Source organism: bacterium (Candidatus Blackallbacteria) CG13_big_fil_rev_8_21_14_2_50_49_14 (assembly GCA_002783405.1).
Classification (GTDB): domain Bacteria; phylum Cyanobacteriota; class Sericytochromatia; order UBA7694; family UBA7694.
Genome location: PFGG01000074.1, coordinates 100960 through 114958, shown reverse-complemented (window position 1 = coordinate 114958; position 13999 = coordinate 100960). Strand labels below are relative to the sequence as shown.

Below are 13999 nucleotides of genomic sequence, written 5' to 3'. Positions count from 1 at the left end.
AGCTCCGATGAAGGCACCGTGCGTCAGATGGAAATGGCAAATACCAATTTTCAGGCAGCCTTTGAAACCCTGAATACCACCCTGCGTTCGATTGCCGAACAGACCAAAGATTTGCCCGATGTGCAAAGTGCGATGAAAGCCACCGATGGCTCGATTGCCAAAGCTTTCAACAATATCAGCGCGATTGAAAAAGCCACCGTCAGCGCCCAAGATGTGGGCAGCAAACTGGATCGCCTGGCCGATGAACAGCAGGCCCAAGCCACAGGCCGTACCACCCCCTTCGCTGGAGTGGGCGCAGGCATTGGGGCGGTAGCCGGCGCTGCGATTGGTTATTTCGCCGGGGGTAAAAATATCAAATCCGCAGGTATTGGTGCCGGTGTAGGTCTGGCTGCTTCAGCAGGCATTGGCGCCCTGATTGGCCACAGCATTGATATGAAATATATTGGCGCAGCCGATGATTTGCGCAAGCTTTCAGGTGAAGTCCGCAGCTATAATCCCGAAGCTGAAAAAGGCAAGCTGCTGAACGAAACCCAAAATACCTATAACACCATCTTGGAAGCCCGTGAGCACCATGATTTGGACAATGCCCGCGTCAGCACCAATAATCTGCGCAGTATCCAAAGCCGGGTCAGCCCGGTCGAACAGCAATCCGCCCGGATTCTGGGAGCTTACCAAAAGTAAAAATTTGTATCTTTCCTCCCTCTTTATAACACTTGAGTTGGCCGGTCTCTACCGGCCATTTTTTTTTGGCTGCTTTATGCTCAGCAAAAAGCCCCTGACCTCTCCAGGTCAGGGGCAACAGACTGAAGGTCTGTGTCAAGGGCTCTTATTTGGCAGAAGCGGCAGAAGCTGCTTTGGCCTTGGAAGCACCGCCGTCTTTGCCCAGCTCTTTGTTGAGCAGGTCACGACGGGATTTGAGTTCATCGATATGGCGCTCAAGTTCATCAATACGCTCATCGAGATTGTCTTTTTCTACTTTGGTAATACCCAGCGTGGTACCAATCTGTTGAACGCTGTTGACAACCTGTTCCCAACGCTCAGTGAATTCTTTTTCACGGCCTTCGAGGTTGCTGCGAACTTCAGAGACGAATTTCTTGGCTTCGTTGTCGTGCAGGGTGCCTTTTTTGACAAACTCATCAGCGACTTCCTGAACCTTATCGGCAGAGAGGGAAATGAATTCAGCGGTCAGAAGAGAAGCTTTCTTTAAAATATCCATGGTTAAATCTCCTTTAAAAAACGAACTAGCGGTTATTAATGCCTTCATGATTCTAGTCTATAACACGGTGCGTAAAAATGCAAGCAGTTTTATTGCACGGTGCGTAAAAAAATAAAAAAAAGCGGACTGAATCAGTCCGCTGGTCTCTACAAGTGAGAAAATTGAGAAGGATTAAACGCCCACCTCTTCCAGATGGCGCAGAATATCGAAGGTGCTGATCACACCAATTAAAACCCCCATATCATCCACCACAAACAGGCGGTGAACCCGTTTCTCGAGCATTTTTCGAATCACGTCTCCGGCTGAAATATTCGGTGTTACAGAATAGACCACGGGGGTCATGATATCGGTCACGGGGGTGGCGTCTACATTTTCCATATGCAGTTCACCCAGCATTTTGTCGCTGCTGTCGAGCACGACGCGCTCGTAAAACTCAGAAACAGAAAAAGGATAATCTGTTTTTTCGCGGTCATAGCGCACGATATCGGTTTGGCTGATCACACCCAGGGGGTGATTTTCTCCGTCTACAACCGCCAAGGCCCCAATCCCCATATCGACCATCAAGGCTGCTGCTTCCTTTACGGTTACAAACGCCCTGACCGAAATAGGCGCGGGGGTCATAAGATCTTTTGCACTTGTAACAGCAAGTTGTACAGTTGACATGATGAATACCTCAATTCAAGGGCCTGGGCCCGGTTCTCTTGTAACATTCTAGTGTGAAACGGGGTTGCATCAGCATGATATGAAACAAAACCAAGCTTGACCTGGATCAAGGTTTCGTATCAGCTCACTCTTTGCTGGCTACCTGCCGCAGGGAATTTTCAAAATCATAAATCAGGCGCTTGAAACCTCGGGGCTCGGGCGTAACAGGAGCCACCAGACAGGTTTGCATACCCATCCAGCTTCCCCCCAGAATATCTGTTAAAAGCCGATCGCCAATCACAACCACCTGTTCAGGCGCAAGCTGCATGGCCTGAAGGGCCAGTTGAAACCCCGGCGGAAAGGGCTTGCGTGCACGGGCCAAGGCCTTCATTTCCAACGCTTCAGAAAGCTTTTCAATATGTTCAGGGTAGCGGTTATTTGAAACAATATAACAGTGAAACCCGATTTCACGGGCTTCTTTCAGCCAGGCTTGAACGGCAGGTGCGACCACCGCACTGTTTTTCAGGGTCAGGGTATCGTCCACATCGAGAATCATGCCCCGCAAACCCGCAGCCCACCAGGCCTTTAAATCAATCGCTTCAACACGGTCAAAGATATAACTGGGGCGCAGTAACTGCTTAAAGGGCACGGTTCAGGGTTTCTCCTTGCGTTCTGTTTTACGGAATGAAGTCTGACGTGAGGCCCGGTGTTGCTGATGATGCCGGATCAGGGCATCTGGAGAACTGTCGGGGCGCTGTGAAAACACAGCATAGTAAAGCTGGCTCAGGCCAGGAATCACAGTATAGCGACCCCGCGTGGCATTGAGTGCGCAATAGGCAATAAAACCTGCCGTGACCAAAAGCGAAAGCGCAATTAAATTTCCGGTAATCATTGTCAGAATAAAGCTGAAACCTGTCATCTTGGCCATCAAGAGGCTGAACAGCCCTGTCAGCAGAAGAATCAGCAAATTGGCCAGCGAGAGCAGAGCGGCATGAATCAGGTGATACCGGGTGAAATAATTGAGCCGCCAGCGCTTAAACAAGAGCAGAACAGCCCAAAAGGGCGGCAGATAACCTGCGGCCGCCACAGTCAGCTCTTCGTGTGAAAGGAATTCGTCTTTGCGCATGCTCGCTCCGTCTTTTTATTATTCTAGCACGGAGCCTCCTGAATCGCATGAAATCAGGATTCTGGAGCTTTATCCCGCTAAGGCTTAACGACTTTTTGCCCTGAACCCTGCCATTGGGTAAAACCCCCTTCCAGGTCATAGACTTTTTCAAAACCCGCAGTTTTCATGATTTCAAGGGTGCTGCCACTGCGGCGGCCAGAATGACAGTAGAGCAGATAGGTCTTTTTTTTATCGAGTTGTTTCACTTTGGATTCAAAATCAGGCGCATAATAATCCAGTTGCTGAGCCTTGTCGAGATGCCCTGACTTAAATTCATCAGCGGTACGCACATCCAGGATATACAAATTGGGAGTGCTTTGAATCAATTGAGCGGCCTGGGTCACGGGAATGGTCTGGTGAATCCCTGAAGAGGTCTGACTCTGCTCAGAAGGGGTCTCCTGTTTCTGCTGTGGGGCACAGGCTCCCAAAAAGCTCAGGCTGAGCATCAGAATCAAAATCGGTTTCATGGCATACTCCTGGTGGTAGATTCTACCCACCAATATACCCCTTTGGGTATAACATTTGCAAGCTATCTCAGCGAATATCCTTGAGTTTAGCTATTAGGTTCCAGGTTTGTACATTGTGGGTCTGCCCCTGGGTTCTGGCCATCTGGGCCACGCCCCGGAAAGGAGCGGCTTAAAAATCTTCCGCTAAGATTTCTGCCCCAATAATTCAAGCAGGGTCAAAACAGCATCCTGGTTCCGAAGCCGGTAACGGGCCCGGCTTTCTCCTTCTCCCACCCGAAATGTCAAAGCCGAATCTGGCAAAGCGGCCATCATTTCTTCATCGGTGGTATCATCTCCAATCGCAAGGATCTGGTAATCCTGCTCCTCAGCACCATGCTGGGCAAGATAATTGCGCACAAAATAGCCCTTATTGGCTTCAACCACCCTGACTTCGACCACCTTTTTCCCGGCCAGGACCGTCACTGGCAAATTGGAAAAACCACTTTCAAGTTCTTCTTTCAATTTGCGGGCTTGGTATTGCGCAAAAGCGGGGGGAGAAAGACGGTAATGCCAGGCCAAAGAAAAAGCCTTTCTTTCAAGAAAACTTTCAGGAACCCGAAGGGCATAATCAGCCATATGTTGCTCTGCACTGGCATACCAGGAATCCTTATCGCTCCAGACCTGGGATTCCCAAACTTTCTCAATGGGGTGATAAAAGGCGGCTCCATGCTCTGCTGCCAGCGCAATCGGTAAATCCTGAAACTGGCTGTTTAAAAATTCTGCTGGCCGCCCACTCACAATCACCACTTCAACCTTTCGATTTTGAGCCAGATGGGCCAGCAAACCAAAGGTCATGGTGCTTAAAACAGCCTTCTCAGGTCGGTCCTCAATCGGCACCAGGGTGCCATCATAATCCAGAAAAAGCAGCAAAGGCTGTTCAAAATAAGGGGCGAGTTCTTTCTGCATTTCTTCACGTGATTTCAGACTGCGTTGGCGTAAAGAGGGCGCCATTTCACCCGCCTGGGCCAGGGTTTCCATAAAACCGGCCGCCCAATCAGAGGCTGTATAGCCACTTAAAAATTTCAACATGGAGCGATGTCTCTGCTGACGCTGCTCAAGGGGCAAAGCCAAGGCCTTTTCCAAACTGCGTGAGGCCTTCTGCGTATCCCAGGGATTGATCACCAAGGCCCCACTCAGCACCGAACTGGCTCCAGTAAACTCGCTTAAAACAATACTGCCTGGGTTTTCGGCATTCTGACTTACCAAATACTCCATGGCAACCAAATTCATGCCATCCCGTTGGCTGGTCACCAGCAAAACATCTGCCAGCCGGTAAAGGGCCAACAGCTCATGAAAACCAATCGAAGTGTACATGTATTGCACCGGCACATAATTGGGGCGTGAAAATTTACCGTTGATCTCCCCGACCAACTGCTCCATCTGGGCCCTGAGTTTTTGGTATTCTTCGACGTCTTGACGGGTGGGTATTGCGATCTGAAGCAGGGTAACTTCCCCTTGAAGTTCTGGGCAGTTTTCAAGCAAATTGCGAAAAATTTGAAGTTTAAGTAAAAGTCCCTTGCTATAATCCAAACGGTCGACCCCTAAAATCAGATAACGATAGCTTTTGTCTTCGCGATATCGTTCCAAAACCTGATTTGTCTCTAAGGACTCTGCCGCAGCCAGCAGGGCGGGGGTATCAATGCTGACCGGGTAAACCCCCAATTGCAGATTGCGACGCTCCCAGATCAGGTTCATCAGATTGGAATCGAGGTCAAAAACAGATTTCAAGGCGCTGCAAAAATGGCGCAGATAGGAATAATCATGAAAACCAATCAGATCAGCCCCGAGAATGCCTTCCAAAACCTCATGCCGAACCGGTAATTGACGAAAGAGTTCAGAACTGGGAAAGGGAATATGCAGAAAAAATCCTGTTTTTAAGTCTGGCTGAAGCTGACGCAGCATTTGCGGCAAAAGAAAAAGATGAAAATCGTGAATCCAGACCAAATCACCGGGTTGGGCTATTTCTGCCACAGTTTGCGCCAAAGTTTGATTGACCTCACGGTAGGCCGCCCAATTTTCAGGATCATATTTAATCAGACTGGCCTCATAGTGGAACAGGGGCCAAAAGACATCGTTGGCGATGCCATTATAAGAGCGATCGTAGAGCTCAGCTTCAATAAACACAGGGAAATAGCCCTGGGTAGAAGCAGGCTCAAGCTCAGCCCACTGCTCAGGGGTCATATCGCCTGGAGCAAGCCCCACCCACAGCTGATCCGCATCATTGTGAACGCCTGACAAAGCGGTGACCAGCCCCCCTGAGGCCCGGCTCAGCTGGCCTTCGGCAGTGATAGAGAGGGGCAGTCGGTTGCTAACGATAATCCAACGCATAGGTTGATCGGTTTCCTGTCAGTAGTTTTGCGGTCTGAATAATGCCCACATGGGTATAGGTCTGGGGAAAATTGCCAAACATTTTCCCGGTTTGAGGATGGGTATCCTCTGAAAACAGTCCCAGATGATTCCCTGCAGTCAGAATATTTTCAAAAAGCTCACGGGCCTGGGTTTCTTCTCCAATCAGATAAAGGGCGTGAATCATCCAAAAGGTACAGAAATTAAAGGCGCATTCAGGCTGACCAAAATCATCGGCAGCAATATAGCGAAAGACATGCCCATTGCACATCAGACGCTGCTGATAGGCTTTTACGGTAGAGACAAAGCGAGGGTCATGAGAAGCTATCAAGCCCATAATGGGCATCAAGAGAATACTGGCATCGGCATCGGCCCCTTCAAAGGACATAGCGAACATGCCCAAGTCCTGATTCCAGGCCCGTGAAAGAATCACCGCTTGCATCTGATCCGCACGTGTTTTCCAATCTCTGGCCTGAGCCGGATCGCCCATCTGCACGGCAATTTTTGCGCCCCGATCCAGCGCCACCCAGATCATCAGCTTGCTGAAGGTATGGTGCCTGAATTCATTGCGAAACTCCCAAATCCCACTGTCAGTTTTGTCAAAGGCCTTTTCTGCAGCCTCCACCAATTCCTGAACCAAATGCCATTCTTCCTGCAGGGAATGGGTTTCACCATAGTTCAGGCGTTGATCAAAGAAAAGGGGATACATTGAGAGAATCATTTCGCCATAGATATCGTATTGCTGGTGGGTATAAGCGGCATTGCCGACCCTTACCAGGCCAGTGCCCGCAGCCCCTGCCAAATGGGTAAGACACTGTTCTTCAAGGTGCGATTCGCCCAAAATACTGTAAACCGGTTGCAACGACTCAATGCCCTGACTGCAAAGCTGTTTGAGAAAGAGAATAAATTTTTCCATTTCTTCAAACTGGGCCAAACCACTGAAAGCATCAATCACAAAATAGCTGTCACGAATCCAGCAGAAACGGTAATCCCAACAACGCTCCGATCCGGCAATTTCTGGAATCGAGGTGGTGGTGGCTGCAATGGTCGCTCCCGTATCCTCAAACAAATGCATTTTCAAGGTCAAGGCAGAGCGAATCACCTCGGCCTGATACTGGGGCGGAATCGCACAGTGCTTGGACCAGGTCTGCCAATAACGGGTCGTTTCTTCAAGTGCAAAATGACTGTAACTCTTCAGTTCTTGCTCCAAGGGAAAATCACAGGTCAGTACAAAATATGCGGGTTTCTGGAGCAAATGCCATCCCTGGGCGAGAATGATTTCAAGACTGAGGTTGGTGTGCAGATACAGGGTCTGGTCTTGACTCTCTACCCGCAAACTGCGGGCATAATGCCCTATTCTGGCCTTTTCGCGTGCATAATTGGGCTGGGGATTAAACTCGATTTTAAGCGAGGCCGATCCTCGAAGGGGAATGACTTGACGATGCAGCTCAATCGGGCGCTGAATTTGCCCCCGATGGCTGTAACGGGGAATAAAATCAACGACCTTGAAAGCATAATCAGCACAGGTATAGAGCGTTTCAAGAATATTGGTATTGGGCAGATAGCGCTGTGAAATTTGAGCCGGCTGCTGCGCGATGACAGCAAAATGCCCGCCCTGATCAGGATCGAGAATACGGGCAAAGCTACTGGGACTGTCTAAACGGGGCAAACACAACCAATCAATACTGCCCTGTTGAGAGACCAGCGCACTGATCTGGCAATTGCCGATCAGGCCATAGTTTAAGTTAAATTCTGAAATGTTCATACTTCTTAATATATCACAAAAAATATATTTATGCTTATATTTTAATAATATATAAGCCTGGAGCTGGGTTTCAGACTCAAATTACATTGAATATTTTGATTAGAAATTCATTTAAAACGGAAAAGCGCCTGGCTTTGTGCCAGGCGCTTGTAACAAAGGGCGGAAAATTTAGTGACTTTGCCCGACCAGGCCCGCGCGAAAAGGCGTGTCTGCCAGTTTTATCTCGGGCTGCTTGTCCTGAAACAGGCGCAGCGACCATTCATTGCTGAACAGAATCACGGCATGGCCATCACGGTCTTTGCCTGAAATGGCGCCCACAGGCAGAATTGAGCGGTCGAGACGGTTGGGATCGACTTCAGGATCCACCCATCGCAGCACACTCCAATTGGCGGGAACTTTCTCGGTTTCGGCCTTGTACTCGTTTTCAAGCCGGTATTGCACCACGTCAAACTGCAAAGGGCCGACCGCCCCCAGCACATAGTTGTTCTGCGAGTGGGTATTCAGTTCAAAGCCCTGAATCACGCCCTCTTGCAGGAGCTGATCCAGCCCATCGCGGTAGCGCTTGTAATTGGAGGGATTGGGATTGTTGAGAAAGACAAAATGCTCGGGTGCGAAATAGGGAATCCCCGCATAGGTCAGACCCGAAGTCTCACTGAGGGTATCGCCAATGCCAAAGCGATCCGAGCTGATCAGACCGACAATATCACCGGCATAGGCTTCTTCTACGGTTTCACGCTCCTGCCCAAACAGGGCATGGGCATTGGAGAGTTTGACCTTGCGCCCGGTGCGGGAATGGTAAACCGAGAGGTTCTTGCTGTATTTGCCCGTGCAGATGCGCACAAAGGCAATCCGGTCACGGTGTTTGGGGTCCATATTGGCCTGAATTTTAAACACAAAGCCCGAAAAATCTTCGCGGGTGGGTGAAACCTCACCCAGCGAACTGGGATAGGGGCCGGGCGGAGGGGCGTATTTGAAAATATTATCGAGCAGCAGCTGCACGCCAAAATTGTTCATGGCCGAGCCAAAGAAAACTGGCGTAATCGCCCCCGAAAGCACCTGGCTGTGGTCAAAACTCTCCCCGGCGATATCGAGCATTTCAAGCTCTTCTACCACCTGGGCATAGGCCTCAGGTTCGAGGGTTTCTTCCACAAAGGGGTCGCTGATCTGGCCCACGGCCACGGGTGCCTTATAGGCCCCGCCAATTGTCCGTTCAAACAAATGCACCTGGCCCGCCAGGCGGTCAAACACGCCTTTAAAATCAAAGCCGGTGCCCAAGGGCCAATTGATCGGATACACCCCGATATTCAGTACTTTTTCAATTTCATCGAGCAAATCCAGGGGTTCACGGGTGGGGCGATCCATCTTGTTGATAAACGTAAAGATCGGAATCATACGCTTGCGGCAAACCTCAAAAAGTTTGAGGGTCTGGGTTTCAATCCCCTTGGCCGCGTCAATCACCATGATCACCGAATCCACTGCCGTCAGAATACGGTAGGTATCTTCAGAAAAATCCTGGTGACCGGGGGTATCGAGCAGGTTCATCATATACTCGCCATAGGGGAACTGCAGCACGGTCGAAGTGACCGAAATGCCGCGCTTGCGTTCCATTTCCATCCAGTCGGAGGTGGCCGAACGCTGGTTTTTGCGCGCACGCACAGCCCCCGCTTCCTGTACGGCACCGCCGTAGAGCAGAAATTTTTCAGTCAGGGTCGTTTTACCCGCGTCGGGGTGGGAAATAATCGCCACGGTGCGGCGACGTTTAACTTCGTCTTCAAGTTTCATGGAAAATGGGCCATTTCATTCAGATTCTGCTATCAGCGTACCTGATTCAGACCCAAGCGGCTATGGGAAGCAAGATCCACCGAGCCCTCCATTTCATCGACAGCAAGGCGCTATCTGTGCTAAGGTGAAGTTTGGGCTGAAAGCCATTTCAAATGCGGAAATACACGCCGCCTGCTGTCAGCGCCCGAATTCTCCCGCAGCAAGCCTTCTTCCGGCACCCCGCCGCAGCCGTTTCCTTCGGATAATTCCCAGCCCCAATCTGATGATAAGAAAGATCTCCATGAGTTTTAACCAATTTGAATTTCATCCTGAACTGCTCAAGGGCCTGAAGGCCATGGGCTATGAAACCCCCACCCCCATTCAGGAAAAAACCATTCCCCTGCTCCTGCAAAAAAAAGACGTGATTGGCTGTGCCCAAACAGGCACGGGTAAAACCGCCGCCTTCGCCCTGCCCATTCTGCACCAGTTGGAGCCCGGCCAAAAACTGCCGCAAGCCCTGATCATTACCCCCACCCGCGAACTGGCAGAACAAATCGATGTGGCAATTAAAGATTACAGTCGCTTTATGCGCGTACGCAGCGCAGCTATCTATGGCGGTGTGAAAGCCGGCCCCCAAGAATCTCAACTGAGAAGAGGGCTCGACATCGTTGTGGCCACCCCAGGCCGTCTGCTCGACCATCTGCGCAATGGCGTGCTCAGCCTGAAAAACATTCGCTTTTTGGTGCTCGATGAAGCCGACCGCATGCTGGATATGGGCTTTATGCCAGATATCAAGCGGATTGTATCCCAAGTGCCGGCAGCTCGCCAAACCCTGCTTTATTCAGCCACCATGCCCCCCGAAATTGAAAAACTGGGCCGCACATTTACCCGCAATGCCGAGCTGATCGTCGCGGGTTCACGCAATACCACCGCCAGCAGCGTACGCCAGGCCGTTTACCGGGTTGAACGCCCCGAGAAACTTCGTCTGCTGGTACATGTGCTGCGCCACGCTGAAACCGGTTCGACGATTGTCTTCAGCCGTACCCGCCACGGAGCAGACCGGATTGCCAAGCAACTGATTCGCCAAGGCATTGAAGCCGCCCGGATTCACGCCGACCGCAGCCAGGCCCAACGCCTGAGTGCCCTGGAAAACTTCCGCAGTGGAGCCTGTCAGGTACTGGTCGCCACAGATATCGCGGCCCGTGGCCTGGATATTGAAAATGTCACCCACGTGATCAACTACGATACCCCCGTGCATGCTGAAGATTATGTGCACCGCATTGGCCGCACGGGTCGGGCCGCCGCAACAGGCGACGCCATGACCTTTACCAGCCTTGAAGAAGAAAAATATCTGCGCAGCATTGAAAAACTGATCGGCAAGCCCGTACCTGTCAGCAAGGTGCCCAGCGATTTGCCCATTCTCAAAGCAGCGCCCCCCCTGCCCGCACAACATGGTTTCAAAGCCCCCAGCCGGGGGGCTGCACCTGCCGGTACAGCCAAACCCAGCTCACGAGGTAAAAACTGGGGTGAAAAACGCGCTGAACCCGCCCACAAAGGTTTAGCCAGCGCCAGCTATAAAGACCGGGGCCGTTCCCAGGCCGGTGGCAATCGCCCCCCCCAACGCCGCGGCGTCTAAACCCAAAATTCAAAACGCCCGCTCAGCCCTGCTGGGTGGGCGTTTATCTTTGAATTGAATAGCCCGCCACTCTCCAGACCCCACCTTTGTCTAAAAGTGTGGTCACCGTTTCTGTAACATTGGCTTGACGCTCAAAAACCGAACGGTAGTGCAGCAGCACGTAATTTCCCTTGGGAGCTTTGGGCAAGGTTTTGGTAAAAGCCGAAAACTTCAGTTGGCGGGATTTGAGCCGTCCCAAAGGGGCACGGTTGGTCTTCAAGGCTTTGACCCAGGTACTTTGCGGGATTGAGGCTTTAAAAAAGCCGGCTGCCTGCTGCCAGCTCTGGGCATATTGCTGCCGATCGGTCAAAGCCAGCCAGTGCTGGGCGGCAAGCTTGGCTTTTTCAACCCCATCGGGCGCAGCGGCCTGGGCAGGCAAGAAATTCAACAAACCAAAACAAGCCAAGCTCAGTAAAACAGGTTTCATTGCAGATGCACTTTCTCAATCTCAGGTCATCTTCTATTCTATACTTCATCCCCCCAAAAGTCTCAACCCCCTGTTCACATGAAAACTGAATCAGAATAGCGGATAGAGGGCTGAGGTGAGGCTCTCTTCTGAAAATTTTTTTGGGAAAGTTCAGCGAGACTCTCAGGCAAATCTTGAAACATGGGCCATTCAATCCGAGCTGTCAAACATGAAAAAAGGAGGTGAATTGCAACCATTGATGCGCTGCGCGTTGTGCTTTTTCAAGCAGGCCCGTTTCACCCGCCTGGGCGGGAAAGGCCGCCATTCCGCCCAGAAGAACACCACTCAAAATGAAGTATTTCATCTAAAACTCACTTTCGTGAGTCCTGGCCTCTATTTTATTTTTTGCAGGGCATTCAAAGCTTGAATGGCCGCATCAGAACGCCAACGGGTACGGTCATCGAGTAAATCAATCATGCGTTTGCGCAAATGAGCTGGAATCTGATTCAATTGGCCCTTGACCGAAGTGGCAGTCAAAGCAGTGCCCAAGACATCATCGGCGCGGGTATATTCCAAGGTACTCTCCAATTGGGTCAAAATTTCCGACAAGCCACTCCAATGTTGGGTTTTCATGCCCAATTCAGTCACCCAGGCCGTTAAATTGCCAAGCTCCTGGGCATTCTCAAGTTCAGAGGCCACCCCGCCCATATTCAGGCGAGAAAGCACCTGATCAAACTGCTCCCAGGAAGTCCCCTGAAGCAGATGGTAGATCGCCGTCTCTTCAGCACTGTCGGTGACACCCTCCATCAATTTTTCAACCATCAGACGCACGGCAGCAGCAGGCACCTTGTGAAGCAATTGACCCTCACGGGTAAAATGACTGTTAAGAAAAGCTTCAATCGCGGCTTCACGGTGGTTTTGAGCCAAACACACCGCAAAAGCGTCAAATTTAGGCCCCGTTTTGCCATTCTTAACTTCTGTTTTGGCAATCCAAGCCAAAACCTGCCCGGCCTGGGTATCATTTTCAAGGCGGGAGGCCAATTTACGCATGTCGATTTGGCCGATCAGCTCGGGGAATTGTTCCCAGGAGGTATCTTTGAGGATATTATAGACCAAATCCTGAATATGGCTGCGGTTGATCCCCGCACTGAGCAAATGATTGACGATTTCTGCCCGTTGTTCAACAGTAGCTGTTTTAGCCCGTTTGCGAATGGCCTCAACCTGACTGGCATCACCGCTCCAGAGATGGCTGAGAGCCCCCCAAACCCCGTCTTTGGCCCAGCCGCTCTGGGCTTCCTGAATCAGTTGCCCCCCTCTCTGGGCCAGGTTTTCCTGAAACTCACCGGCTTTCTGCATCAGTTCTGAGCCCACCTGCGCAAGCCTGCCACGAATGCCATCGCTACCCGTGGGCACAGAAATAGCGCCTGCCTTGTGGCGGGTTCCATCGGGGGCAATCACAAGCGCCTCTTCATCACGGGGCACCATGGCCACAAACAGGCGTTGCATGCCGGTATTGATGCGCTGATTGCCCGTGACTTTCTGCTCAAGACCGGGCCCGGTGCCCGCCCAGACCTTGTCAAAATCTTTGGCTGAAACCGTCTGGACAATGCCATGGGGATTGGCAATTTTAAAATAGAGTTCAGGCCGTGCCCGGCTTGAACCTGTTTTTTTATACTCATAACCGATCACATTTACCCAATGCAAAGACTGGGCATCAGGCTCAGCTTGGCTAGGATGGCTGCCATTTTCTGAGAAATTCCAATCGGTTAAACACAGACAGGGCACCCCTTTTTCAAGCATTCCCTTGAGATCTGCCAGGGAGCTGTTGTTTTTCAAGCCTGCGCGCATGCCCCGTTGATTGGCATATTTGACAATATCGCGGGGGGCCGTATAGCCATCCAATTCAACAGACTTGATTTTACCCGTGGGCAAGACAAATTCAAGGGTTCCCTTGGCACGGATGTATTTGTCGATCGTGGGCACGCTGTTTTCGAGGGTATGGCCTTGAAAATATTTTAATAGCATGGAAAGTGAAGTGGTTCCACAGGAGTTTCCGACCTGCTCCTGAACGCGAAACAAGCCCTGACGGGCCTGGGCCACAGATTTTAAATCCCGGGAAGCCAAAGTACGATCAGAAAAGGGCAAAACCGTCACGGCTTGGGTTTGGAAGGATTTCAACTCAGCACTGCTGTTCCATTCTCCAGCATCGTTTTTACTGAAAAGAGGCAATTCGGATTGGGCTGTGGCCAGCGCTGCTCCCAGCGATTTAATCGTGGTTTTATCAAAATCAGCGCCCCCCGCTTTGATCGCCAACTGTTCGAGTTCCTGGGCATCCAAATAGCCGTCATGGTTGCCATCAAAGCTCTGTTTCAGTTCCTGTACAGTGAGTTGACCATCGTGATTTGTGTCGGTTTCTTCCAGAAATGAAGCCTGGCCCTCGTTATTCCGCGCCCATTTCATGGCCTTATCCAAATAAAAATTCATGTTCTCGCCAATAGACATCGTGCAACTCCCATC

12 protein-coding genes are annotated in these 13999 nt (G+C 50.9%); 2 read left to right on the top strand and 10 right to left on the bottom strand.

All coding sequences use genetic code 11. The features are described from left to right. The first annotated feature begins 27 nt into the window (after window positions 1-27). A complete protein-coding gene (locus COW20_21435) occupies window positions 28-681 on the top strand; it encodes a hypothetical protein (GenBank protein PIW45260.1) in 654 nt (217 codons plus the stop codon). 145 nt (window positions 682-826) lie between these two features. Here COW20_21435 and COW20_21430 read toward each other — a convergent pair whose 3' ends face one another. From COW20_21430 to COW20_21395, 8 genes are all read right to left on the bottom strand, one after another. Beyond that, window positions 827-1216 (bottom strand): hypothetical protein, encoded by a 390-nt coding sequence (locus COW20_21430; GenBank protein ID PIW45259.1) that lies wholly within the window; start codon window positions 1214-1216, stop codon window positions 827-829. A 171-nt stretch (window positions 1217-1387) separates the two neighbouring features. Next, entirely contained in the window at window positions 1388-1879 is a 492-nt protein-coding gene (locus COW20_21425) for a hypothetical protein (protein ID PIW45258.1), read from the bottom strand. A gap of 124 nt (window positions 1880-2003) precedes the next feature. Continuing rightward, window positions 2004-2507 carry a YqeG family HAD IIIA-type phosphatase gene (locus COW20_21420; protein PIW45257.1) on the bottom strand — a complete coding sequence of 168 codons (504 nt, stop codon included), beginning with the start codon at window positions 2505-2507 and terminating at the stop codon, window positions 2004-2006. A gap of 3 nt (window positions 2508-2510) precedes the next feature. Continuing rightward, window positions 2511-2984, bottom strand: a complete 474-nt coding sequence (locus tag COW20_21415) for a hypothetical protein (GenBank protein PIW45256.1) — start codon at window positions 2982-2984, stop codon at window positions 2511-2513. Window positions 2985-3061: 77 nt separating this feature from the next. Continuing rightward, window positions 3062-3469 (bottom strand): rhodanese-like domain-containing protein, encoded by a 408-nt coding sequence (locus COW20_21410; GenBank protein PIW45264.1) that lies wholly within the window; start codon window positions 3467-3469, stop codon window positions 3062-3064. A 204-nt stretch (window positions 3470-3673) separates the two neighbouring features. Beyond that, window positions 3674-5857: a hypothetical protein gene (locus tag COW20_21405; protein ID PIW45255.1), complete on the bottom strand. Its 2184-nt coding sequence runs from the start codon at window positions 5855-5857 to the stop codon at window positions 3674-3676. Continuing rightward, the gene (locus COW20_21400; GenBank protein ID PIW45254.1) at window positions 5838-7640 is read right to left on the bottom strand and encodes a hypothetical protein; all 1803 of its coding nucleotides are present in this window, start codon (window positions 7638-7640) and stop codon (window positions 5838-5840) included. Before COW20_21400 ends, COW20_21405 begins: the two co-directional genes overlap by 20 nt. A 168-nt stretch (window positions 7641-7808) precedes the next feature. Beyond that, window positions 7809-9422 carry a peptide chain release factor 3 gene (locus COW20_21395; protein ID PIW45253.1) on the bottom strand — a complete coding sequence of 538 codons (1614 nt, stop codon included), beginning with the start codon at window positions 9420-9422 and terminating at the stop codon, window positions 7809-7811. Between the two features lie 280 nt (window positions 9423-9702). Here COW20_21395 and COW20_21390 point away from each other — a divergent pair, with 280 nt between their 5' ends. After that, on the top strand, window positions 9703-11037 hold the full coding sequence (locus COW20_21390) for a hypothetical protein (protein ID PIW45252.1): 1335 nt from the start codon (window positions 9703-9705) through the stop codon (window positions 11035-11037). Between the two features lie 43 nt (window positions 11038-11080). Here COW20_21390 and COW20_21385 read toward each other — a convergent pair whose 3' ends face one another. Together COW20_21385 and COW20_21380 are read right to left on the bottom strand one after the other, a co-directional pair. Continuing rightward, the gene (locus COW20_21385; protein ID PIW45251.1) at window positions 11081-11503 is read right to left on the bottom strand and encodes a hypothetical protein; all 423 of its coding nucleotides are present in this window, start codon (window positions 11501-11503) and stop codon (window positions 11081-11083) included. Between the two features lie 372 nt (window positions 11504-11875). Then, window positions 11876-13984, bottom strand: a complete 2109-nt coding sequence (locus tag COW20_21380; protein ID PIW45250.1) for a hypothetical protein — start codon at window positions 13982-13984, stop codon at window positions 11876-11878. Window positions 13985-13999 lie beyond the last annotated feature (15 nt).

Coding starts and splice junctions, on each gene's coding strand:
- COW20_21430 (PIW45259.1), bottom strand. CDS start 1,216: ATGGATATTTTAAAGAAAGCTTCTCTTCTGACCGCTGAATTCATTTCC.
- COW20_21380 (PIW45250.1), bottom strand. CDS start 13,984: ATGTCTATTGGCGAGAACATGAATTTTTATTTGGATAAGGCCATGAAA.
- COW20_21405 (PIW45255.1), bottom strand. CDS start 5,857: ATGCGTTGGATTATCGTTAGCAACCGACTGCCCCTCTCTATCACTGCC.
- COW20_21385 (PIW45251.1), bottom strand. CDS start 11,503: ATGAAACCTGTTTTACTGAGCTTGGCTTGTTTTGGTTTGTTGAATTTC.
- COW20_21415 (PIW45256.1), bottom strand. CDS start 2,984: ATGCGCAAAGACGAATTCCTTTCACACGAAGAGCTGACTGTGGCGGCC.
- COW20_21435 (PIW45260.1), top strand. CDS start 28: ATGGAAATGGCAAATACCAATTTTCAGGCAGCCTTTGAAACCCTGAAT.
- COW20_21425 (PIW45258.1), bottom strand. CDS start 1,879: ATGTCAACTGTACAACTTGCTGTTACAAGTGCAAAAGATCTTATGACC.
- COW20_21410 (PIW45264.1), bottom strand. CDS start 3,469: ATGCTCAGCCTGAGCTTTTTGGGAGCCTGTGCCCCACAGCAGAAACAG.
- COW20_21400 (PIW45254.1), bottom strand. CDS start 7,640: ATGAACATTTCAGAATTTAACTTAAACTATGGCCTGATCGGCAATTGC.
- COW20_21395 (PIW45253.1), bottom strand. CDS start 9,422: ATGAAACTTGAAGACGAAGTTAAACGTCGCCGCACCGTGGCGATTATT.
- COW20_21390 (PIW45252.1), top strand. CDS start 9,703: ATGAGTTTTAACCAATTTGAATTTCATCCTGAACTGCTCAAGGGCCTG.